General features: G+C 60.3%; 22 protein-coding genes. 6 read left to right on the forward strand and 16 right to left on the reverse strand.

Going from position 1 to position 22,721, the window contains the following annotated elements; translation table 11 throughout:
- Positions 1 to 17: 17 nt before the first annotated feature.
- The 11 genes from pdeM to ACYZT6_RS04430 form a co-directional block, all read right to left on the reverse strand.
- Positions 18 to 674, reverse strand: a complete 657-nt coding sequence (gene pdeM / locus ACYZT6_RS04380) for a ligase-associated DNA damage response endonuclease PdeM (protein WP_462025875.1) — start codon at positions 672 to 674, stop codon at positions 18 to 20.
- Positions 674 to 3,160, reverse strand: coding sequence for a ligase-associated DNA damage response DEXH box helicase (locus ACYZT6_RS04385; RefSeq protein WP_462025876.1), 2,487 nt, complete (start codon positions 3,158 to 3,160; stop codon positions 674 to 676). The genes pdeM and ACYZT6_RS04385 overlap by 1 nt, the downstream gene beginning before the upstream one ends.
- A 173-nt stretch (positions 3,161 to 3,333) precedes the next feature.
- Positions 3,334 to 4,098, reverse strand: a complete 765-nt coding sequence (locus ACYZT6_RS04390; RefSeq protein WP_462025877.1) for an ABC transporter ATP-binding protein — start codon at positions 4,096 to 4,098, stop codon at positions 3,334 to 3,336.
- A gap of 13 nt (positions 4,099 to 4,111) precedes the next feature.
- Positions 4,112 to 5,230: a succinylglutamate desuccinylase/aspartoacylase family protein gene (locus ACYZT6_RS04395; RefSeq protein WP_462025878.1), complete on the reverse strand. Its 1,119-nt coding sequence runs from the start codon at positions 5,228 to 5,230 to the stop codon at positions 4,112 to 4,114.
- Positions 5,231 to 5,239: 9 nt separating this feature from the next.
- Positions 5,240 to 5,950, reverse strand: a complete 711-nt coding sequence (locus ACYZT6_RS04400; RefSeq protein ID WP_462025879.1) for an ABC transporter permease — start codon at positions 5,948 to 5,950, stop codon at positions 5,240 to 5,242.
- Entirely contained in the window at positions 5,947 to 6,675 is a 729-nt protein-coding gene (locus ACYZT6_RS04405) for an ABC transporter permease (protein WP_131059231.1), read from the reverse strand. The genes ACYZT6_RS04400 and ACYZT6_RS04405 overlap by 4 nt, the downstream gene beginning before the upstream one ends.
- 56 nt (positions 6,676 to 6,731) lie before the next feature.
- Entirely contained in the window at positions 6,732 to 7,514 is a 783-nt protein-coding gene (locus ACYZT6_RS04410) for a transporter substrate-binding domain-containing protein (protein WP_462025880.1), read from the reverse strand.
- Positions 7,515 to 7,825: 311 nt separating this feature from the next.
- Positions 7,826 to 9,514, reverse strand: coding sequence for an ATP-dependent DNA ligase (locus ACYZT6_RS04415; RefSeq protein ID WP_462025881.1), 1,689 nt, complete (start codon positions 9,512 to 9,514; stop codon positions 7,826 to 7,828).
- Entirely contained in the window at positions 9,511 to 10,545 is a 1,035-nt protein-coding gene (locus ACYZT6_RS04420; protein WP_462025882.1) for a ligase-associated DNA damage response exonuclease, read from the reverse strand. Before ACYZT6_RS04420 ends, ACYZT6_RS04415 begins: the two co-directional genes overlap by 4 nt.
- A 325-nt stretch (positions 10,546 to 10,870) precedes the next feature.
- On the reverse strand, positions 10,871 to 13,321 hold the full coding sequence (locus ACYZT6_RS04425) for a penicillin acylase family protein (RefSeq protein WP_462025883.1): 2,451 nt from the start codon (positions 13,319 to 13,321) through the stop codon (positions 10,871 to 10,873).
- Between the two features lie 257 nt (positions 13,322 to 13,578).
- On the reverse strand, positions 13,579 to 14,223 hold the full coding sequence (locus ACYZT6_RS04430; RefSeq protein WP_462025884.1) for a glutathione binding-like protein: 645 nt from the start codon (positions 14,221 to 14,223) through the stop codon (positions 13,579 to 13,581).
- A 146-nt stretch (positions 14,224 to 14,369) separates the two neighbouring features.
- Between ACYZT6_RS04430 and ACYZT6_RS04435 the strand changes: the two genes are divergently transcribed.
- Positions 14,370 to 14,927, forward strand: a complete 558-nt coding sequence (locus ACYZT6_RS04435; protein ID WP_462029907.1) for a cysteine hydrolase family protein — start codon at positions 14,370 to 14,372, stop codon at positions 14,925 to 14,927.
- Between the two features lie 201 nt (positions 14,928 to 15,128).
- Here the strand turns inward: ACYZT6_RS04435 and ACYZT6_RS04440 are convergent, their stop codons facing one another.
- The 4 genes from ACYZT6_RS04440 to ACYZT6_RS04455 form a co-directional block, all read right to left on the reverse strand.
- Positions 15,129 to 15,338 carry an SEC-C metal-binding domain-containing protein gene (locus ACYZT6_RS04440; protein WP_007906737.1) on the reverse strand — a complete coding sequence of 70 codons (210 nt, stop codon included), beginning with the start codon at positions 15,336 to 15,338 and terminating at the stop codon, positions 15,129 to 15,131.
- A complete protein-coding gene (locus tag ACYZT6_RS04445) occupies positions 15,335 to 15,829 on the reverse strand; it encodes an LEA/WHy family protein (protein WP_462025885.1) in 495 nt (164 codons plus the stop codon). The genes ACYZT6_RS04440 and ACYZT6_RS04445 overlap by 4 nt, the downstream gene beginning before the upstream one ends.
- Positions 15,830 to 15,984: 155 nt before the next feature.
- Positions 15,985 to 16,461, reverse strand: coding sequence for a YchJ family protein (locus ACYZT6_RS04450; RefSeq protein ID WP_462025886.1), 477 nt, complete (start codon positions 16,459 to 16,461; stop codon positions 15,985 to 15,987).
- 4 nt (positions 16,462 to 16,465) lie between these two features.
- The gene (locus ACYZT6_RS04455; RefSeq protein ID WP_462025887.1) at positions 16,466 to 16,963 is read right to left on the reverse strand and encodes a DUF6231 family protein; all 498 of its coding nucleotides are present in this window, start codon (positions 16,961 to 16,963) and stop codon (positions 16,466 to 16,468) included.
- A 189-nt stretch (positions 16,964 to 17,152) separates the two neighbouring features.
- Between ACYZT6_RS04455 and ACYZT6_RS04460 the strand changes: the two genes are divergently transcribed.
- The 4 genes from ACYZT6_RS04460 (at position 17,153) to ACYZT6_RS04475 (ending at position 19,828) form a co-directional block, all read left to right on the forward strand.
- The gene (locus ACYZT6_RS04460) at positions 17,153 to 17,848 is read left to right on the forward strand and encodes an OmpA family protein (protein WP_462025888.1); all 696 of its coding nucleotides are present in this window, start codon (positions 17,153 to 17,155) and stop codon (positions 17,846 to 17,848) included.
- 90 nt (positions 17,849 to 17,938) lie between these two features.
- A complete protein-coding gene (locus ACYZT6_RS04465; protein ID WP_462025889.1) occupies positions 17,939 to 18,652 on the forward strand; it encodes an OmpA family protein in 714 nt (237 codons plus the stop codon).
- Between the two features lie 146 nt (positions 18,653 to 18,798).
- Positions 18,799 to 19,077 (forward strand): DUF1145 domain-containing protein, encoded by a 279-nt coding sequence (locus tag ACYZT6_RS04470; protein WP_462025890.1) that lies wholly within the window; start codon positions 18,799 to 18,801, stop codon positions 19,075 to 19,077.
- Complete coding sequence (locus ACYZT6_RS04475) at positions 19,070 to 19,828, forward strand: collagen-like triple helix repeat-containing protein (protein ID WP_462025891.1); 759 nt, start codon at positions 19,070 to 19,072, stop codon at positions 19,826 to 19,828. Before ACYZT6_RS04470 ends, ACYZT6_RS04475 begins: the two co-directional genes overlap by 8 nt.
- A 113-nt stretch (positions 19,829 to 19,941) precedes the next feature.
- On the opposite strand, the gene ACYZT6_RS04480 is transcribed toward ACYZT6_RS04475, so the two are convergent.
- Positions 19,942 to 20,406, reverse strand: a complete 465-nt coding sequence (locus tag ACYZT6_RS04480) for a CopD family protein (protein ID WP_462025892.1) — start codon at positions 20,404 to 20,406, stop codon at positions 19,942 to 19,944.
- Positions 20,407 to 20,505: 99 nt separating this feature from the next.
- Here ACYZT6_RS04480 and dinG point away from each other — a divergent pair, with 99 nt between their 5' ends.
- The gene (dinG, locus tag ACYZT6_RS04485) at positions 20,506 to 22,650 is read left to right on the forward strand and encodes an ATP-dependent DNA helicase DinG (RefSeq protein ID WP_223512269.1); all 2,145 of its coding nucleotides are present in this window, start codon (positions 20,506 to 20,508) and stop codon (positions 22,648 to 22,650) included.
- Positions 22,651 to 22,721: the final 71 nt, after the last annotated feature.

The raw sequence follows: 22,721 nt of genomic DNA on the forward strand, positions 1-22,721 counted from the left end.
AGGTTGTGGGGCGGAATTCAGCTGACTGGCCATATTTCGTTGTCGCCGATGACAAATATCCTGCAGCTGTCGTCCCGATCGACCTGATACCCGCCGGTAAACGCGCCGAAGGCCGGTAGCAGGCTGATGTCCTCCCCCAATCTGAAACACGCCAGTCGCAGACGCTGTCGACCTCTGCCGTTCAGCCGATAGACCGGATGCACATGCCCGGCGAGCACATGCCGGTGCGGATGCGGATCGGGCTCATGTTGCAAGGCGAACGGTCCGAGCAACAACGGCTCGGGCACCACACGAATGTTTAACGAGGCTGGCGGGTCCCCGGCGCGTTTGTCGTGGTTGCCGCGGATCAGCGTCATCGCCAGATCAGAGTGCCGCGCTCGCCACTCTGCCAGTGCGCTTAACGTGCCGGTAGCATGGGAGCCAGGCCCGTGCAGGAAATCCCCGAGGAAAATCAGCTGACGGCAGGGCAGGGCGGCCGATAACCCGTCCAGCACAGCGATATTGCTGGCGGTGGTGCCATGGGGCACCGGCTGTCCAAGGCTTCGATACGCCGCCGCTTTGCCAAAATGCACATCGGCAATCAGCAGCGCTTGTTGTGCCGGCCAGTAAATGGCTTTTTCCGGCAGCAGCCACAGTTCTTCGCCGGCCAGTCGCACGGGATAGGGCGTACTCATCAGGTTTTTCCGGTTTCGGCGGTTTTCTCAAGGTCGGTGACCATGCGTCGGATACGGTCCGTGAGTTTTTCCGAGCTCATGCTTTCCCGCATGCGCTCCACCAACAGTGGAAACCCCAGCGGTGTAGGACGTTTGATCTGATGCAGGTTCAGTTTCAGCTGATTGATGCGCGCCAACGTCTGTTCCAGACGATGAATATCCAGTTCTTCCCGTAAGACTTCTTCCCCGGCCTGAGTCAGCAACAGATTCCCGGCGTCGTACTGTTTGAACACTTCGAAGAACAGCCCACTGGAAGCTTGAACCTGCCGTGTGCTTTTCGGTGCGCCGGGGTAGCCGGCAAACACCAGCCCGGCAATACGCGCGATTTCCCGAAAGCGGCGCAGCGCGAGTTCACCGGCATTCAAACTGGCGAGCACGTCTTCCAATAAACGCTCGGGGCTCAACAGCCCGGGGTTCAAAACCTGCGACCAGTCCACGTAAGTAGCGCTGAGCAATTCCAGCCCGTAATCGTTGACCGCAATGGAAAACGTCACCGCCTGCTGCTGGCTGACCCGCCACGCCAGCAAACTTGCCAGTCCCAGATGCACTTGGCGCCCGGCAAAGGGATAAAGGAACAAGTGCCAGCCTTCGCGGGATTTCAGTGCTTCGGCCAGCAAAGTATTGGAGGTTGGCAGCCCGGACCAGCGTTTTTGTACCTCTAAAAGTGGACGCAGCGCGCGCATCTCCGGGCCGATGAACTCTCCTTGCTCCGCCGCACTGAAACGCGCGACCACCGCCTGTGCCAGTTCGTTGGAAAGGGGCATCCGCCCGCCATTCCAGCGCGGCACCGCGGCTTTCTTCGCGGTGCTGCGTTTAACGTAAGCGGTCATGTTTTCCACTCGCACCAACTCCAGCAGGCGCCCCGCGAACAGAAAGCCGTCGCCCGGTTTGAGTCGCGCAATAAATCCTTCCTCGACACTGCCCAGCTGCTTGCCGCCACCACCCTTGCTCCAGAACTTCAGCTGAATGCTCGCGTCGCTGATGATGGTGCCGATGCTCATGCGATGTCGACGGGCCAGTCGCGCATCCGGTACGCGCCAGACGCCATGCTCGTCAGGCTCGACCCGGCGATAATCCGGATAGGCTGTCAGGGAAAGCCCTCCGTGGCGTACGAACGCCAGCGCCCAGGTCCAATCCTCCGCCGTGAGGTCTCGATAAGCCCAGGCGCCACGGACTTCTTCATACAACTCGTCGGGCATAAACCCACCGCCCAAGGCCATGCTGACCAGGTGCTGAACCAGCACATCCAGCGGTTTATGCGGCGACTCGCGGGGCTCGATACGGCGTTGCGCCACGGCGTCTTGAGCCGCCGCCGCTTCGATCACCTCCAGGCTGTGGGTCGGCACCAGCGTCACCCGTGACACACGCCCCGGCGCATGACCGGACCGCCCGGCCCGCTGCATCAGGCGCGCCACACCTTTGGCCGAACCGATTTGCAGCACCCGTTCCACCGGCAGGAAATCCACCCCCAGGTCCAGGCTTGAGGTACAGACCACTGCTTTGAGTTGACCTTCCTTCAGCGCTCGCTCGACCCAGTCGCGGGTGTCCCGTGACAGTGAGCTGTGATGCAAGGCGATCAGTCCGGCCCAATCGGGGCGAGCCTCCAGCAAGGCCTGATACCAGATCTCGGATTGTGCACGGGTGTTGGTGAACACCAGGCTGCTCGGACTGGACTCTATTTCGGCGACGACCTGCGGCAACATCTTCAAGCCAATGTGCCCGGCCCATGGAAATCGCTCGATGGCGGGCGGCAGCAACGTGTCGACCCGCAGTTCCTTGGACGTCTGGCCTTGAACGCTGATGCCGCCACCCTGTGGGATCAATACCTGTTCGGCGTGGGCCTGATTACCCAGCGTCGCGGAAACGCCCCACACGATCAGATCCGGATTCCACCGGCGCAAACGGGCGAGGGCCAGTTGCAGCTGCACGCCGCGCTTGTTGCCGAGCAGTTCGTGCCATTCGTCGACAACCACCATGCGCAAGGTCGATAGAGCGGTTTGCGCATCGGCGCGGGCGAGCATCAGGGTGAGGCTTTCGGGGGTGGTGATGAGTGTGGTGGGCAAACGTCGGCTTTGACGGGCCCTTTCACTGCTGCTGGTGTCGCCGGTGCGCAGGCCGACGCTCCACGGGATTTGCAGGTCGTGCAGGGGCGTCTCCAGTGCACGCGCCGTATCCGCCGCCAGTGCACGCATCGGGGTTATCCACAGCACTGTCAGCGGTTGGGCGACTGGTTTTCGTTTGCGGGGTGTTTCAACGGGAACGAAAGAGGAGGCGAAGCGATTGAGCGCGGCAAACCAGACCGCATAGGTTTTACCGGCACCCGTGCTGGCGTGCAGCAACCCGGAGTCACCGCGTTTGACGGCCGTCCACACTTGCTTCTGAAAGACGAATGGCTTCCAGTCGCGGGCGCTGAACCATTGTTTTGCGTAGTCGGTGGAAGATCCCATGCCGGCGATGTGCGCTCTGAAAGTCTTCTTTCAGTGACCGCGGCGCAAGGGCAAAGGTTTAATGAAGAAACGTGATCCTGTAGGAGCCGGCTTGCTGGCGATGGTGTGTCAGACGCATTGTTGTCGACTGACACACCATCGCCAGCAAGCCGGCTCCTACAAAGGGGGGAGTGTTATTTGAGGTTGCCGCTCAGGAACTGCTTCAAGCGTTCGCTCTTCGGATTGCCCAGCACGTCTTCCGGCGCGCCTTCTTCCTCGACCAGGCCCTGATGCAGAAACAACACCTGGCTCGACACTTTGCGGGCGAAGCTCATTTCGTGAGTCACCATGATCATGGTCCGGCCTTCTTCAGCCAGGCCCTGAATCACTCTGAGCACTTCACCCACCAGTTCCGGGTCGAGTGCCGACGTCGGTTCGTCGAACAGCATGACTTCCGGCTCCATGGCCAATGCCCGCGCAATCGCCACGCGTTGCTGCTGACCACCGGAAAGAAACGCGGGGTATTGATCCGCCACGCGCGCCGCCAGCCCGACCTTGTCGAGATAACGCCGTGCGCGGTCTTCGGCTTCCTCTTTGCTGCAACCCAGCACCCGGCGCGGCGCCATGGTGATGTTTTCCAGCACGGTCATGTGGCTCCACAGGTTGAAGTGCTGGAACACCATTGCCAGGCGCGTGCGGATCTTTTGCAGTTCATCGGGGTTGGCCACGTGCATGCCGTGGCGATCCTTGATCATGCGGATGTTCTGGCCGTCCAGGGTCATGGCGCCATCGTTGGGTTGTTCGAGAAAGTTGATGCAGCGCAGAAAGGTACTTTTGCCCGAGCCGCTGGCGCCGATCAGGCTGATGACATCGCCGGTGTTGGCCTTGAGTGAAACGCCTTTGAGCACATGATGATCGCCATAGCTTTTATGCAGGCCTTCGATGGTCAGTTTGTACATGGGGCATGCATCCTCAAGGCGAAAGTAGGTAGCCGCTGCGGTAGGCTTCGGTGCCCGCGACGTGCGCGATCACCATGCCGGCAGTGGCCATGCGCCGCAGCGAGCGGGCGTACATCAGGCCGGCGGCGGTGCAATGAATAGGGGTGACGCGATCAGCGATCGGGTCGATGATTTCGGCGATCAGTTGCCCGGCTTCGAGGTATTCCCCCGGCAGCGCGGTGAACACCAGCAGGCCACCCACCGGTGTCGACACCGGCTCGACCCCGGCCAACGGCGTGGCGGGGTAGGGCAGCTCGGGCAATGGCGCCGGTTGGCCGGCAATGGCGCCGAAGTGAATCAGGTAATCGATCAGCGCCTGGCAATCGAGGCTGGCCAACGGGTGATTGACGTCGCCCTGGCCACGCAGTTCGACGGTGACCGAGAGGCTGCCGAGCGGAATGTTGAACTGTTCGCCGAAGCGCTCTTTCAACTGCCACCAGAGCAGGGTGAAGCATTCATCGAACGACTGACCGCCGGAGTCGGTCGCCAGCAGGCTCGCTTCAGCACCGATGTACCGCGCCAAAGGCTCGACCTGCGGCCAGGCTTCGGGGGTGGTGTAAAGGTGAGCGACCGCTTCGAAATCGCAGTGCAGGTCCAGCACCATGTCCGCATCGCAGGCCAGTCGTTGCAGGGTCAGGCGCTGGGATTGCAGCTGAGTGCTGGCAGTTTGCCGGGCCAGCGCATTGCGCAGAGTGGCGCGAATGGTCTCGAGGTTGCGCTGCGGGTCATCGCCCAGCTGGCCTTCGATCTCGTTGCCCACCGCTTCGCTCAAATCGACGAACCAGCGATTGAAGTTCTGCCCGCTTTCCAGCTCGTAGCGGCCTAGCGGGACATCCATCAGCACCTGTTCCAGGCCAACCGGGTTGGCCACTGGCACGAGCACGATTTCGCTGCGCAGGCGGCCGGCGGCTTCAAGTTCCGCCAGGCGCTGCTTGAGGTGCCAGGCCACCAGCATGCCGGGCATTTCATCGGCGTGCAGGGACGACTGGATATAGATTTTGCCTTTGGCCGCCGATGGGCCGAAATGGAAGCTGTGAATCTGTCGTGCAGTCCCCGGCAGCGGGGCCAACAGGTCGTGTGTTTGGTGGCGCATTTGCAAGTCCTAGTGGGTCGGCCCGAGGAAGGCCAGCCATCGGCGTTCAGCGAGGCGGAACAGGCCGACCAGCGCAAAGGTAATGGTCAGGTAAATCAGCGCGGCAATACCGAACGACTGGAAGGTCAGGAAGGTCGCCGAGTTGGCGTCCCGAGCGACTTTCAGGATGTCCGGGATGGTCGCGGTGAACGCCACGGTGGTCGAGTGCAGCATCAAAATCACTTCGTTGCTGTAATAAGGCAACGAGCGACGCAGGGCTGACGGCATGATCACGTAGGCATACAGCTTCCAGCCTGTCAGGCCATAGGCCTTGGCCGCTTCGACTTCACCGTGGTTCATGCTGCGGATCGCCCCGGCGAAAATCTCCGTGGTGTAGGCGCAGGTGTTCAGGGCGAACGCCAGGATCGTGCAGTTCATCGCGTCGCGAAAGAACGCATCCAGCACCGGCTGGGCGCGCACGGCGGCCAGGCTGTAGATACCGGTGTAGCAAATCAGCAGCTGGATATACAGCGGCGTGCCGCGGAACAGGTACGTGTAGAACTGCACCGGCCAGCGAACGTAGAAGTGCGGCGAGACCCGGGCGATGGACAGCGGAATCGACACCAGGAAACCGATGACGATCGAGGCGGTCAACAGCCACATGGTCATGGCCAGGCCGGTGATGTTGTAACCGTCGGTATAGAGGAAGGGTTTCCAGTATTCCTGCAGGAGTTCGATCATCGTACCGCCTCCCGGGAACCGGCGGCGTAGCGGCGTTCGAGCCAGCGCAGGACGAAGTTGGAGGCGCTGGTGATCAGCAGGTAAATCAGCGCGGCAAGCACCAGGAAGTAAAACAGCTGATAGGTGCTTTTACCGGCGTCCTGGGCTGCCTTGACCAGGTCGGCCAGGCCGATGATCGAGACCAGTGCGGTGGCCTTGAGCATCACCATCCAGTTGTTACCGATCCCCGGCAGGGCGAAACGCATCATTTGCGGGAACACCACGATTCGAAAACGCTGGCCGCGTTTAAGGCCATAAGCGGTAGCGGCTTCGACCTGACCCCGAGGCACCGAGAGAATCGCGCCACGGAAGGTTTCGGTGAAATACGCACCATAAATGAAGCCCAGGGTGATGACCCCGGCACTGAACGGGTTGATCTCGATGTATTCCCATTCCATGAAATCGGTGAACGACGTCAACCAGGTTTGCAGGCTATAGAAAATCAGCAGCATCAGCACCAGGTCCGGCACGCCGCGAATCAGCGTGGTGTAGATCTGGGCCGGAACCCGCACCAGTTTGACTTTTGACAGCTTGGCGGTGGCGCCGAGCAGGCCGAGCAATACGGCCACCAGCAGCGACAACGCCGATAATTTGATGGTCATCCAGGTGCCTTCCATCAGCAACGGACCGAAGCCCTTGAGGCTGAAGGCTGAGAGCCCCAGATTTTGTAAGAGGTTTTCGAACATAAATCAGCAACCTGATCGGATAAAAAAAGCGCCCATCGCGAGATGGGCGCCGGGCATTATTTGCCGCTGTACAGATTCAGATCGCCAAAGTGTTTCTTCTGAATGGTGGCGTAGGTGCCATCGTCGTGTAACGCTTTGATACCTTTATCCAAAAGTGCCTTGAGGTCTTTGTTACCTTTAGAGATACCGATAGCTGTTTTGGCTGGCAGCAATTCGCTGTCAACCGGCTTGCTGACTTCGTAGCCTTCGCCTTTAGGCGACTTCAAGAAGCCCAGTTCGGCTTGCAGCATGTCCTGAATAGCTGCATCGAGACGGCCGGACATCAGGTCGGAATACACCTGATCCTGGTTCTGATAGGCCTGGGTTTTCACGCCTGCCTTGTCCAGCACAGCCTTGGCGTAGGCTTCCTGGATGGTGCCTTGCTCGTAGCCAACGGTCTTGCCCTTCAGCGAAGCGACGTCTTCGCTCAGGCCGGAACCCTTCTTGAACACGTAAGCGGTTGGACCGGAGAACAGCTCGCTGGAGAAGTCGATGACTTTTTCGCGAGCCGGGGTGACGGTCATCGAAGAGATCACGCCGTCGAATTTATTGGCCTTCAGGCCCGGAATCATGCCGTCGAAATCGCTTTCGACCCATTTGCACTTGACCTTCAGCTCGGCGCAGATCGCGTTCCCCAGATCGATGTCGAAGCCTACCAGGCTGCCGTCGGCCGCTTTCGACTCGAATGGCGCATAGGAAGGGTCAACGCCAAAACGCAGTTCTTTGTATTCCTTTGCCATGGCGGAGCCAGCAGCCATGCACAACGCCAGTGCAGAAAGGGTCAGCAATGCTTTTTTCATTATTCAATCCCTAAGAACCAATATGAGCGCTTGTGGCGCAGAATTATTGTTACTGGAAAGCGTAAGACCTGATGAAAGTAGCAATTTCCGAACCAGAGTCCCGAACAAGCGTTTTAAAAGGTGATTCAAGAAATGCCAATCGGGGATTTGTGCACGAAATCGGGCGTCGGAAAATTGCTGCACCATCTTGGTTCAGGATGGCACAAATCCCTGTAGGAGTGAGCCTGCTCGCGATAGCGGAGTGTCAGTCAGTAAAGTGTTACCTGATGAACCGCTATCGCGAGCAGGCTCACTCCTACAAGGGAATCGGGTTAGCCCAGCAAATCTTGCAGGGTTGCGAGGTTGTCAGCCTCCTCAACCGACTTGTCCTGTCGCCACCTCAACATCCTCGGAAACCGCACGGCAATACCGCTCTTGTGCCGTTTCGACAGGGCAATGCCCTCAAACCCCAGCTCAAACACCAGGCTCGGTTTCACACTGCTTACCGGCCCGAATTTCTCCACCGTGGTCTTGCGCACAATGCTGTCGACCTGGCGCATTTCTTCGTCGGTCAGCCCCGAATAGGCTTTGGCGAACGGCACCAGCGTTCGTTCGCTGGCGTCGGGTGGGCCGTCCCAGACTGCGAAGGTGTAATCACTGTAGAGATTCGCCCGGCGACCGTGGCCGCGCTGTGCATAAATCAGCACCGCATCGACGCTGAAAGGGTCGACTTTCCATTTCCACCAGACGCCCATGTCCTTGGTCCGGCCGACGCCATATAGCGCATCCCGGGCCTTGAGCATCATGCCTTCGACGCCGAGGCTGCGAGAGGCTTCGCGTTGTCTGGCGAGGTCGAACCAGTCTTCGCCGGTGAGCACCGGTGAGGCGAGTAACACCGGGTTGTTGCAGGTCGCCACGAGTTCATCCAGTTGAGCGCGGCGCCTGGCCTGAGGCTGACTGCGCCAGTCCTCGCCTTGCCATTCCAGCAAGTCGTAGGCGAGGACCACCACCGGCACTTCGTCGAGAATTTTCTTGTCCAGGGTTTTGCGGCCGATCCGCTGCTGCAACAGTGCGAACGGCAGCACCGCTGGAGAGGCCGGCGATTGTGGGTCAAAGGCGTCTTCGGTGTTCGGTCGAGTGGTTTTCCAGGCGACGACTTCACCGTCGATCACCGTACCGTCAGGCAGGCCGTGCAACAGGCTGTCGAGTTCGGGAAAGCGCTCGGTCACCAGTTCTTCGCCGCGCGACCAGATCCACAGTCGCCCGTCACGCTTGACCACTTGGGCACGAATCCCATCCCACTTCCATTCCACTTGCCACTGGCTCGCCGGGCCGAGCACGTTTTCGAATTGCTCGACCGGCTGCGCCAAGGCATGGGCCAGGAAAAACGGGTAAGGCTGGCCACCGCGTTGGGAGTGTTCATCGGAGGATTCGGCTGCGATCAATTTCAGATAACTGGCCGCGTTCGGACGATTGGACAAGTCGGTGTAACCGACCAACCTTTGGGCCACCCGTTTGCTGTCGAGCCCGGCCATGGCCGCCAGGGCACGGGTCACCAGCAGCTTGGAGACGCCGACGCGGAAACTGCCGGTAATGAGCTTGATGCAGAGCATCAGGCTGTGGCGGTCCAGTTGCGCCCAGAGCGCGGGCAATCGCTTAGCAAGGACTTCCGGAGATTCACCGCGCAGGGGCAGCAGTTTGTCTTCAATCCATACCGCCAGCCCGTCGGTGGAACTGTGCAGGGCCTCGGGCAGGACCAGCGAAATGGTTTCCGCCATATCGCCGACCGCTTGGTAACTTTCTTCGAACAGCCATGGTTCAAGGCCGGAAACCTCGACGGCCAGCTCACGCAGCACGCGTACCGGCACCAACTGCCGAGGTCGCCCGCCGGACAAAAAGTACACTGCCCACGCGGCGTCTTCGGGGGCAGCCTGGGCAAAGTAGGCCTGCATGGCGGCCAGTTTGGCGTTGCTTGACGTGGTGGCGTCGAGTTCGGCGTACAGCTCGGCGAAGGCCTTCATGACGCTACCTCGGCGCTGTCGGTTTCAACGGCGGCGTTGTCTTCCTCATCGTCGCCGTATTCGGTGCTGAAACCCATGGCATCAAGGCCCTGTTCGCGCAGATGCCGCACCAGCACGCCGACCGAACCGTGGGTGACCATCACCCGTTCGGCGCCGGTTTGTTCGATGGCCCAGAGCAGGCCGGGCCAGTCGGCGTGGTCGGACAAGACAAAGCCACGGTCCACGCCGCGTCTGCGCCGCGTACCGCGCAAGCGCATCCAGCCGCTGGCGAAGCCATCGCTGTAATCGCCAAACCGGCGCATCCAGGTGCTGGCGCCCGCCGAGGGCGGGGCGATGACCAGCGCCTTGCGCATCATCGGGTCGCTCTTTTGCACGTCACCGGCATAGATCGTCGGCGGAATGTAAACGCCGCTCTCGCGATACACCCGGTTCAACGGTTCCACCGCGCCATGCACCAAAATGGGGCCGAGACTGGCGTCGATACCGTGGAGAATCCGCTGGGCCTTGCCGAAGGAATAGCAGAACAGCACGCTGGTTTTGTCGACGGCGGCATTGGCCTGCCACCACTGATTGATCTCGGCAAAGATCTGCGCCTGGGGTTGCCAGCGATAAATCGGCAGTCCGAAGGTCGACTCAGTGATGAAGGTATGGCAACGCACAGGTTCGAACGGCGCGCAGGTGCCGTCGGGTTCGATCTTGTAATCCCCCGAGGCAACCCAGACTTCACCGCCGTATTCCAGGCGCACCTGGGCGGAGCCGAGGACATGGCCGGCGGGGTGAAAACTCAGGGTGACGCCTTGGTGCTGCAAGCGCTCGCCGTAATGCAGCGTTTGCAGGTTGATGTCCTGGCCCAATCGCGCACGCAAAATCCCTTCGCCCGGGGCCGCCGCCAGATAATGCTGGTTGCCGGTGCGGGCATGATCGCCGTGAGCATGCGTGATGACTGAACGCTCGACCGGCCGCCACGGGTCGATATAGAAATCGCCGGCGGCGCAGTACAAACCTTCAGGACGCGCGATAACAAGATCCATGTTGTTACCAAAATGGGGGGACTTGTTAGCTATGAGGTTTGCGCGAAGGCAGAAGTTCTATTGATTTTTTGAAGCTTGATGATTGTTCCCACGCTCCGCGTGGTAACGCCTCAAGGGACGCTCCGCGTCCAGTGACGCGGAGCACACGGGCTGCATTCCCACGCAGAGCGTGGGAACGATCAGCACGGGTGAGATATACCCCCTGTGGGAGCGAGCCTGCTCGCGATAGCGGTGTGTCAGTCACTAAAAGTGGTGGCTGACATGGCCTCATCGCGAGCAGGCTCGCTCCCACAGGGGTTAGCCCACATTAGGTCGGGTGTGACTCTTACTTGCCGGGTGTCAGGGTCAACCGCTTGTTCCCGTATACCTTGTCAAAGTTCTGCGGTTGCATCGGCAGGCTCATGTATTGCCCCTTCAACCATGGATCAATGCTGTCGAGGTAATTCGGGCTCGCCGGGTTGCCGGACTGGCCGGTGCTGTTTTGCCCCATCAACGGTTCCGCCTGGCTGAAATCAACGATAAAGCGCATGGCCGGCGCCAGCGTGGTGTTGAAGTCCTGACCCCAGATGAACGCCGCGGTGTTCAGCGTCGTGTGATCGCCTCCTGCCGCCGACGGACCGCGAACGGTCTGGCCGCCGGCATTCTTCCATTCATAGCGGTGCAATTTGCCCCACTGCCAGGCTTTGTGATCGCCACCCAACTGGCTGTCACCGGCGCTGATCGCCGCCGCCAGACTGCGGGCGAGGATCGCCGGTTTGTCTTCTTTCTGCGGTGTGCGAGTGTCATCCCAGAACGGACTGTCCTCACGGCCCAGCAGGTGATCGGCCTGTGCCGCGTAGGACAACTTACCGTTGGCGATAAAGGCTTTCCACGCCGGGCTGCTTTCCGGGCCCAGTTCGTCGAGGAAGATTTGCTTGGTGCTTTCCTGCAAGAACAGCTCGTAGATTGCCGCATCCGCTGAGGTCGGGCTGAGTTTGCCGTCGAACGCCATCAAGCGGGTGTAGGCCTCACGGGCCTTGCCGCGATCGGCAATCGGCAGCGCTTCGATGGCCTGCTTGAGCGGCTGGGACATGCCCGGGGCTTCAAACATTTTTTTCAGTTTGGCGGCGAACGTCGTGGTCTGGTCGTATTGCATCGCGATCACGCTGCGCGTGTCGTGTTTGCCCACACCCGCCAGTTCGGCCAGGCGTTCGCCACGCTCCGGTGCCGACCAGGAGTTGGACAGCTGCATGCCGTAACCGTGGGGAATGACCCGCTGGTTGGCGGTGCCGAGCCAGCCTTGGGCCGGGTCCTGGTCATACGGATGGAGCATCGGGTCGGCGTAACCGTCCCAATCGTAACGACCTTCCCAGCCCGGCGACGGCAGCAGGCCTTCGCCTTCGCGACGGTTCGGGTAACGCCCGGTGACTTGCCAGCCGATGTTGCTGGCGTCGGCGAACACCAGGTTAAGGGCGATGGCGCGGATTTCACGACTGGCGTCCGAGGCTTTCTCGACGCTCTGGGCCCGGGACAAGTCGAAAAACGCGTCCAGGGTTTTGTCGTCCGTTAAGTTCGGCGTCTGCAAGGCCAGGCCGAAACCATTGGCCAGTGTCGTGCCCTGGGCGCTGTTGAGCAGCGGGCCGTGGCGGGTTTCGTAGACGACTTCGCGAATCGGCCGCTGGCCTTTGACGAAGTAGGTTTCGTTACGCACGATCGCTGGCTGCCATTTGCCGCCGACTTCATACGTGAGGCCGTTGCCCTGGCGTTTGATTTTTTCCAGGAACAGGTCCTGGTTGTCGCCCATGACCGAGGTCATGCTCCACGCCACTTTGCCGTTGAAACCGCCAAGCACCATAGGCAGACCGGCGATCGTCACGCCAGAGGCCTGGTATTTCGGCGCGCGAATCTGCACGTAGCTGAACAACGACGGCACGCCCAACGGGGCATGGCTATCGCTGGCCAGCAGGCTTTTGCCGCTGCGGCTGCGTTGCGGGCCGATGGCCCAGTTGTTCGATGAGGTGGCGCCCAACAGATTCAGGTCGGACAGTTGTGCGGTGGCTTTGCTGACTTCAGCCAGACCCGGGATGGCTCCGTTGAGCTTGATGCCCTGAAGTTTTTCGGCTTCGCCCAGCGGCAGTTTTTCGTCGGGAGCGGACGGCGTCAGCCACCCGAGTTTGTCGGTGGTGACGGTCTGGGCCAGCATCAGCGCGGCGATTTCTTCCGGCAGGTTGGCGGACTGGCTGAAGTTCAGCAGGCAGAAAATCAGCGCCGAATCTTCCGGTTGCCAGTATTCAGGCTTGTAACCGGTGGCCATGAGATCGGCCGGCAACTTGTCGCGGAAGCGGAACAGGTAGGCGTTGACGCCGCGCGCATAGACTTCGAAGAAGCGCTTGAGACGTGGCGAAGACGCCTTGTACAGCTCGCTGGCGCTTTTCTTCAGGTTGACGGCGCGCATGTAGCGGTCGGCGTCCAGCAGGTCCGAACCGGACATCTCCGACAAACGGCCCTGGGCCAACAGGCGCAGGGTGACCATTTGCGTGATGCGGTCGCTGGCGTGCACGTAGCCGAGGGCGAACAGGGCGTCGTGGAAGCTGTTGCTTTCGATCAGCGGCATGCCCATGGCATTGCGGCGCACCGAAACGTTCTGCGCCAGGCCCTTGAGCGGCTGTACGCCGGTGGTCGGCGGGAGGGTGTCCTGGGTGTTCCAGGTCTGACAACCGGTCAGGCTCAAAACACCGGCCACTGCCGCGGCAACGCCGAACCGGGGAAGAAAATGTGTAAGGGCTGGCGAGGCCATGGCAAAGCTCCTGCGGGGGTAGAGGCGCAATAAAGGCGCTACGTTAGAGAGCAGGAGGAGGGCGCGCAAGCGGCGGCGGGGTTATTTCTTCACCTGTGGCGAGGGGGCTTGCCCCCGTTGGAGCGCGAAGCGGTCCTAAAACCATCCACGGTGATCCTCCTGATGGACCTCGGTGTCTGATTGGCGACTGCTTCGCAGCCGAACGGGGGCAAGCCCCCTCGCCACATTAAGCACATTAACCAAGACCGGCAGTGACCTCAGGGTTTTGGTGGGTTGACCTTGGCCGCCAGGGCATAGGCCTTTACGGTCGCCGGACGGTTCTGGATGTGGTTGAACCAGCGCAGCACGTTGGGGAAGTCTTCCAGGTTCTGGCTCTGCCACTTGTGGGAAACGATCCACGGGTAAATCGCCATGTCGGCAATGCTGTATTCACTGCCGGCGACGAAGTCTTTATCGGCCAGCTGTTTGTCGAGGACCCCATAGAGGCGAGCCGTTTCATCGATATAGCGCTTGATCGCGTAAGGGATTTTCTCCGGCGCAAACTGGCTGAAGTGATGATTTTGCCCGGCCATCGGTCCCAGGCCGCCCATCTGCCAGAACAACCACTGCAACGCTTGCTGACGGCCGCGCAGGTCTTTGGGCAGGAACTTGCCGGTCTTCTCCGCCAGGTACAGCAAAATCGCCCCCGACTCGAACACCGACAACGGTTCGCCGCCATCGACTGGCTCATTGTCGACGATGGCCGGGATTCTGTTGTTCGGGGAAATTTTCAGAAAGTGAGGCTGGAACTGCTCGTTCTGGCTGATGTTGATCGGATGCACGTTGTACGGCAGGCCGGCTTCTTCCAGGAAAATCGAGATCTTGTGGCCGTTGGGGGTGGTCCAGTAATACAGGTCGATCATGAAGTACTCCACATCAAGAGACGTTGACAGGGTCGGACAGCGACCGTGGGCATCAGGTCGTCCTGTTTGCGTTCGATGGCTTGCCTGTAAGAGGAGGTGATGCTGAAGTGCGTGAAATTCAATGACCGCGTGTGAGAAAAGTCGGCATGGAGCTCAAGACCAACGCAGCACTGATCATCATCGACCAACAAAAAGGCATCCTGCAGCCCAGGCTCGGGCGCCGAAATAATCTTCAGGCCGAAGAGAGAATTCTCGATTTGTTGGGTCATTGGCGGCAAACCGGGCGGCCGGTGATTCATGTGCAGCACCTGTCCCGCTCACCGGATTCAGTGTTTTGGCCGCAGCAATCGGGTGTGGAGATTCAGCAACGTTTCCAGCCATTGGCCGGCGAGCAGTTGATTTCCAAACAGGTGCCGGATGCGTTTTGTGCGACGGGGCTGGAGGCGGGTTTGCGCGAAGCGGGGATCAAGCAGGTGATCATTGTTGGCGTTGCGACCAACAACTCGGTGGAGTCCACGGCGCGAACGGCCGGGAATCTGGGGTTCGAGGTGTGGGTTGCGGAGGATGCGTGCTTTACGTTCGACAAGGCTGATTATTTTGGCAATGCGCACTCAGCTGAAGAAGTGCATGCGATGTCGCTGGGGAATTTGCATGGGGAATATGCGACGGTCATCAGCAGCACACAAATTTTGAAGGCTGATTGAAATCCCTGTGGGAGCGAGCTTGCTCGCGATGGCGGTGTAACTGACAAATTGATAGTGAATGTGCCGACGTCATCGCGAGCAAGCTCGCTCCCACAGGGGTTTTGGGGTGACTCCAGAATCGGGTCTCACGCAATTCAACTGTGGGAGCGAGCCTGCTCGCGATATCGATTCAACAGGCGAAAAAAATCTTCGCCCGAAGCATCAAGCGCCGTGGCACTTCTTGAATTTCTTGCCATTGCCGCAAGGGCAAGGGTCGTTGCGGCCGACGTCTTTCAGGGCGTTGCGCACCGGTTCCTGATGGGCGTGGCCGCAGTTCGGGCCGTGGACATGGCCATGGTCGTGATCATGGTGGTCGTGATGGTCATGATCGTGGTTGCAGTCAGGGCCATGGACATGGGGTTGCTGGGTCATCGGGTTTTCTCCGGAATTAAATCGGCGGGGATTATCACGCCATTGCGCGCAAGGTGCACGTAATGCGCGATGAATAAACCGGTTTCCATTTCACCTTCCAGACGATAGGGGATGGGCTGGTCGGGTTTTTTCAGCATTTTCACCACATCCCGCACCTTGGGCCACAGATTGGTGCGGATCGGCACCTTGAAATAGGCACTGCGTTTGGGGCCGACGGTGAACCAGTGTTCATGCTCGCCTTCGGCCAGCAGCATGTCGCCCAGGTGAATGCGGTATTCGAGGCCGCGCACCGTGAGGTCGCTGTCGTTGGGGTTGTCGACGCGAAAATGCAGGATGAATTTCTGCTCCATCAACTTGGCCCGGACCACTTCGACCTTCACCAGATGCACTTGCGGATCCGGCAGATCGTCACCGAACCAGGACGCGCAGCCGCCGAGCCCGAGAAACAGGAGCAAGGTGAACGTCTGTAACACGCGCTGCTGGGTAGTCATGGTGACGTCTCCTTGTAGCAGCTGGCGAAGCCTGCGTCCGGCTGCGAAGCAGTCGTAAATCCTGCTGACTCGGTCTGCCTGAGAAACCGCGCTGCCTGATTTCACGACTGCTACGCAGCCGAACGCAGGCTCCGCCAGCTGCTACAGGGGTTCCCTCAACTGCCGAAATACCCCGAACAACACTTCTTGAATTTCTGCCCGCTGGCGCACGGGCAGGCATCGTTGCGTCCGGCCTTGAGTTGCACGGTGGGGTCGATGAAGTACCAGTGCCCGGTGTTCTGCACGAACGAGGAGCGCTCGCGGTGGCTGTGTTCACCGCCACCGTCATGCCAGCGCGCGGTGAACGTGACGAACGCGTGTTCCGGCTGACCGCCAAATACCTCGGAGCTTTCCACCTCAAGACCCAGCCAGGTGCTTTGCGCACTCCAGTCGCTGATGGACTGACGATCCAGGCCGGCCTGTTGTGCGGGCAGGGTGGTGCTCACCAGATAATCGATCAACCCCAGCACATAGGCGCTGTAGCGCGAGCGCATCAAGGCTTCGGCACACGGCGCCGGATGCCCGGCATGGTAATGGCCGCAGCAGGCGTCGAGCAGGGTGCCGCTGCCGCAAGGGCAAATGGATGTACTCATTGCATTACCACCAATATTTCCCGAAGTTTTCCGGATTGGCCCAGAACCGCGAGTTGAGCCAGTCGGGCACCTGTTTATAGTCAAGCAGATCGTAGGTGAACAGCGTCAGCACTTGTTCGTCGCGCTGGAAACGTTCACTGGCTTGCAAGGCCAGGGAGAAAAAATCCGTCTCCTGCCAACCGCTCGCCTGCAAGTCCGCCAGTACCGCGATGCGACTGGCGTTCAAATTACGAATGCCACCTAATAAGTTCAGACCTTCGCGCTTGGGCAAGTGTTCGAGGCAATCGACCACCAGCGCCAGATCAAACCGACGCGCCGCCAGCTCGGCAGGCAACTCGCCAGGTTCTGCATGCGCCACGCAGCTGTCGGGGTGCGCAAGCTTGAATGCCTCAAGCGCGGGAAACTCGCTGGCGCCGATCAATAACAGACGCGCAGGGGCGTATCGATCAAGCAAAGCGGCCAACGCCTGCTGCGGCGTGCGCGAAGAAATACCTGCAATCATCAGAGATCCTCAATCAGAGCATCAAGACTAGCCTGCCCGAACGTCCGGGCCTAGAGCGGGTTTCCCGCAAAATCGGCGAACTACCGTGAACACGGGGCAAAACAGCAATAGCCTATTGCTGGCGGAGATTAAAACTCCGGTCTTTACTCCCTGAATCGGTTTCAAGCCGATCCCTCAGGAGAAAACTAGATGAGCATAGTTCGGACAGCATTACCCTTGGTTCTGCTAACCAGTGTGTTGACTGGTTGCGCAGGTTTGCAGAAAACCGACTGGCCGACCTGTGCGGCGGTCGGCGGTGTCATCGGTGCGGGTCTCGGTGCGACCGAGAGCTCGGCATGGGCGGGGTATGGTGCGCTGGTCGTCGGCGGTACGGTGGCGGCGTATTGCTGGGTGCATGGCGATGGCGATGAAGACGGCGATGGTGTGCCGGACAGTCGCGACAAGTGCCCGGGTACGCCTAGAGGCGTGAAAGTCGATGCGGACGGTTGCCCTCCACCGGTGCCTGCGCCAGTGGTCGAAGAAGCCGTGGTGGTCAAGGAAGAAGTCATTGTCATTCGCGATGTTCACTTCCAGTTCGACAAAGCCACACTGACTCCTTCCGATAAAGAGGTACTCAACACAATCGCCACGCGCCTGAAACAGGAAGCCTCCACCGCTCAATTGACTGTGACCGGTCACACCGACAGCGTGGGCAGTGATGCCTACAACCAGAAACTGTCGGATAAGCGTGCTCACTCGGTGGTGGAGTACCTGATTTCCCAAGGTGTGCCACGCAGCAGCTTCGTGTCTGTGGCCGGTGCCGGTGAAAGCCAGCCGGTTGCCGATAACAAGACTGCTGACGGTCGCGCGCAGAACCGTCGCACGGAAATCAAAATCAACCGCTAAGCCCCATCCGCTCCGCGGCTTGTGCAGTCGCGGATGCGGGTCTTTACTCCTGTGTAACCGGTATGGGCCGGTGACACAGGAGCTTTTCATATGAGCGTTCTCACACGGACCGTCTTGCCGGTTCTGCTAATAGGCAGCCTGTTGACCGGTTGCGCAACCCACAGCGATGGCACTGCCCCCCTCAATCAACGTACCTGGCCAATCTGCAGCGTCATCGGCGGACTGGTCGGCGGAGGCTTGGGCGCAATTGAAAGTGCCGGCTGGGCAGGCGGTGGAGCAGCGCTCGGTATCTTGACCGGTGGCTTGATCTGTTATGCCCAGGACGGCGATGAGGACGACGACGGTGTCTTCGATCGACGTGATCGTTGCCCTGATACACCCGCCAACACGCCTGTCGAACATCATGGTTGTCCACTGCCGCAGTATCCGGCCAGCGTGAAACCTGTCGAAGTTGCGCAACCCGAAGTCATTACCCTGCCCAGCGACGTGCTGTTTGCCTTCAACCAGTCTGACCTGAGTGCCTCCGCGCAGAGCCAGCTGGATTCGCTGATGGACAAACTGCAAAACGCCGATGTGGTGAGCATCAAGGTGATCGGCCATACCGACAGCGTGGGGTCGGATGAATACAACCAGGCACTCTCGGAGCGCCGCGCCAGCAGCGTGGCCGCCTATCTGTTGAGCCAAGGCCTGGCGCCGAACAAACTCACCAGTGAAGGCAAGGGCGAAAGCCAGCCGGTGGCCGACAACGATACGGATGAAGGACGCGCGAAAAACCGTCGGGTGGAATTGCACATTAATCGCTAAACCCCGATTTAGAGCCGTCGGACGATATTTCGATTGATCTGACGGCCATTCGGCGGCCTTCATGAAGAATTTTCTGTTGCCCTCTGGCTTATCCCTCGCGGATGCCGTTACTGTGCGCGCAAAGAATAATTATCAACGGGGGGCGTATGAAGGTGATCTGGGGGCTGGGGAAGTTGTTGACCCTGCTGTTCTGGCTGGTGGTGCTGGTCAATCTGCTGATGCCGTTTGTCAATCCGCTGCACCAGTTGGTCGATCTGGCCGGCGGTGTGTTGGCGTCACTTCATCTGCTGGAGGCGGTGTTCTGTTTCCGCAGCCTCAGAGGTCGCGCCCACCCTTGGCGTGATCGCTTGAAGATCCTGTTTTTCGGCGTATTCCACCTGCAAACCCTCCCGGCTCCGCCCGCATCGAAGGCTTCCCATGCGTAAACTCTGTCTGCTCGCCGCTCTCATCAGCCCATTGGCCTGCGCTCAGGTGGTCAGTGTCGAAACCAATTCGTTGATGCGCCTGCCCAACACCGCCAGCACCTTGCAGCTGGAACGACTGGAAGTCGCCGATTACGGCACCTTGTTGATTCCCTCGAACGTCACCGAAGTGACCGTCGGCGAATTGCATCTGGGTCGTGAGGCGCGGATTGCCATCGTGCCGAGTGAACAGGCTCTGGAATTGAAAGTCAGCCGTGCCAAGTTGTCCGAAGGTAGCCAGATCACGGCGCGCGGGGCGCCGGGGACTTACCTCAAGGCTGCCCGATCGGGGCGCAACCTGAATTTGCAGATCAAGGCACTGACTGCGCCGCAGTTGTCGGTAGACGCTCGCGGTGGCGCGGGCGCGCCAGGTTTTGTGGGACTCGACGGGGCCAACGGTCAGGCACCGGGTTGCACCTGGGGCCAGGCGGGGCGCGGTGCCGATGGCAGCAATGGCAGTGATGGTCAGCCGGGCGCGCCCGGTGCGCTGGTCAGGCTGGAAGTACCACGTGATTATCCGGTGGAACAGATCAAGGTTCAGGTGGCGGGCGGTGCCGGTGGCGTTGCAGGGCCTGGCGGTAAACCAGGTGCCGGTGGCAAGGCCAAGGGTTGCCTCGTTTACGAGGCCGATGGCGGAAAAAGCGGCCGCCCTGGTGTTGATGGACAGCCCGGGCCTGCCGGGGCAGCGGGTTCGGTGACGGTTCAGCGGTTGTAAGGTGTTCCTGTGGTGATCTATTAGATCGCCTTCGCGGGCAAGCCTCGCTCCTACAGGTTTTGAGTCGTGACAGACCACAGAACCTGTAGGAGCGAGGCTTGCCCGCGAAGCTTTTAGAACATCGGCCGAGCCGAAGCAATCGCCACCAGCACCAACCCGACAATCAGATTGATCCCCACCAATTTGCGAATCTTCCCAAGCGTCGCGGCCCCGGTCGGCCAATCCTGCGCCGCCACCGCCGTGCGCAACTCCGGCAGCAGCAACGCCTGAATCCGGATGAACAGCGCCGTCATCACCACGTACAACCCCATCATCACCTGCACATACCGCGGCGCGGCCTCAAACCCGGCGTATTGCAGATGAATCATGCCCACCCCGCTGATCGGCAACAGCACCACCGCGATCCAGACCCAGCGGAAAAAACCTTGAAATACTTCCACCCACAGCTTCAACCGAGCGGGACCTTCCAGGGCCTTCATCGCCGCGGGCCGCAAGACCATCCAGGCGAAAAACATGCCGCCGACCCACACCAGGGCGGACAGGACATGCAGGGTGTAAACGATGCCAAAAGGTGTCATTGAGGTACTCCGTTCTGCGCGGGATTAATTAGCGGGGTATGATAGCGGCCGATCCGAACCACTGAAAATTTATCCAGCGTTTTTTGCGCCCGACAATCCATGATCAGCACCGAACTCAAAACCACGATCCAGGGCGCCTACTCGCGTTTTCTTGAGGCCAAGAGCCTGAAACCGCGCTACGGCCAACGCCTGATGATCGCCGAAATTGCCAAAGTCCTCGGTGACATCGACACCGACGACGAAGGCCGGCGCAGTGGCGACCCCGCGATTGTCGCGGTGGAAGCCGGCACCGGTACCGGTAAAACCGTGGCCTACAGCCTGGCGGCGATCCCTACCGCCAAGGCCGCCGGCAAACGCCTGGTGATCGCCACGGCCACCGTGGCCCTGCAAGAGCAGATCGTCTACAAGGATTTGCCCGACCTGATGCGCAACAGCGGGCTGAATTTCAGCTTCGCCCTGGCCAAGGGCCGCGGGCGCTACATGTGCCTGTCCAAGCTCGACATGTTGCTGCAGGAAGGTCACGCGCAAACCGCCACGGCACAGCTGTTCGAGGAAGAAGGTTTCAAGATCGAGGTCGACGAGGCCAGTCAAAAGCTGTTCACCAGCATGATCGAGAAGCTCGCCGGCAATAAATGGGACGGCGACCGCGACAGTTGGTCCACCGCGCTGGAAGATGCCGACTGGGCGCGCCTGACCACCGATCACAGTCAGTGCACCAATCGTCATTGCCCGAACTTCGGCCAGTGCGCCTTCTACAAGGCCCGCGAAGGCATGGGCAAGGTTGACGTGATCGTCACCAACCACGACATGGTCCTGGCCGATCTGGCCCTGGGCGGCGGCGCCGTGCTGCCGGACCCGCGCGACACCATCTACGTGTTCGACGAAGGCCACCACCTGCCGGACAAGGCCATCGGCCACTTCGCCCACTACACGCGCCTGCGTTCCACCGCCGATTGGCTGGAAACCACCGCCAAGAACCTCACCAAGCTGCTGGCCCAGCATCCGCTGCCCGGCGACCTGGGCAAGTTGATCGAACAAGTGCCGGAACTGGCCCGCGAGATCAAGACCCAGCAGCAATTCATGTTCACCGCCTGCGAGCAGGCCGCCGATTTCAAACCCGGTGAAGACGTTGAAGGCCGCGAGCGGCCGCGTCATCGCTTTGTCGGCGGGGTGATTCCCGAGCACATGCGTGAAATGGGCATCGAGCTGAAAAAGGGCTTTGCCCGTCTGACCGACCTGTTCACCCGGCTCACCGAACTGCTCAAGGAAGGCATGGACGGCGAGGTCAACATTGGCATCGCCAGCAACCAGGCCGAAGAGTGGTATCCGCTGTTCGGCAGCCTGTTGTCGCGTTCTTCTGGCAACTGGGAATTGTGGGTCGCGTTCACCGCTGAAGACCCGGAAGACAACCCACCCATGGCCCGTTGGCTGACCCTGGCCGAAAGTGGTTCGCTGTTCGACATTGAGGTTAACGCCAGCCCGATCCTCGCGGCGGAAATGCTCCGGCGCAATCTGTGGAACGTGGCTTACGGCGCGCTGGTGACCTCGGCAACCCTGACCGCACTCGGCACCTTCGACCGTTTCCGCATGCGCGCCGGCCTGCCGAAAAAAGCCGTGACCGCCGTGGTCCCGAGCCCGTTCCATCATGCCGATGCGGGGGTGCTGCGGGTGCCGGACCTGAAAGCCGATCCCCGTGATGCACCGGCGCACACCGCGGCGATCATCCGTGATCTGCCGCAACTGGTCGAAGGTTCGCGCGGCACCCTGGTGCTGTTCTCCTCGCGCAAACAGATGCAGGACGTGTTCGACGGCCTGGACCGCGACTGGCGCAAGCAAGTGTTCATCCAAGGCAACCTGTCGAAACAGGAAACCCTGAACAAGCACAAGGCACGGGTCGATGGCGGAGACTCCAGCGTGCTGTTCGGTCTGGCGAGTTTTGCTGAAGGGGTCGACTTGCCCGGTGCGTATTGCGAGCACGTGGTGATCGCGAAGATTCCGTTCTCGGTGCCCGACGATCCGGTCGAAGCGGCGCTTGCCGAATGGATCGAAGCCCGTGGCGGCAATCCATTCATGGAAATCTCCGTGCCGGATGCCTCGCTGAAACTGGTCCAGGCCTGCGGTCGCTTGCTGCGTACCGAAGAAGACCGGGGCACTATCACCCTGCTGGATCGGCGTCTGGTCACCCAGCGTTACGGCAAAGCGATCCTCAACGCATTGCCGCCCTTCCGTCGCGAAATTTCCTGAAACACCGGTGGGCTTTTTAGCCCGCCGCGTTGTCTATCTTTCAGCCACCGCTTTTCCATTGGCCCATTTGG

The sequence above is a fragment of the Pseudomonas sp. RT6P73 genome (genome assembly GCF_054897715.1).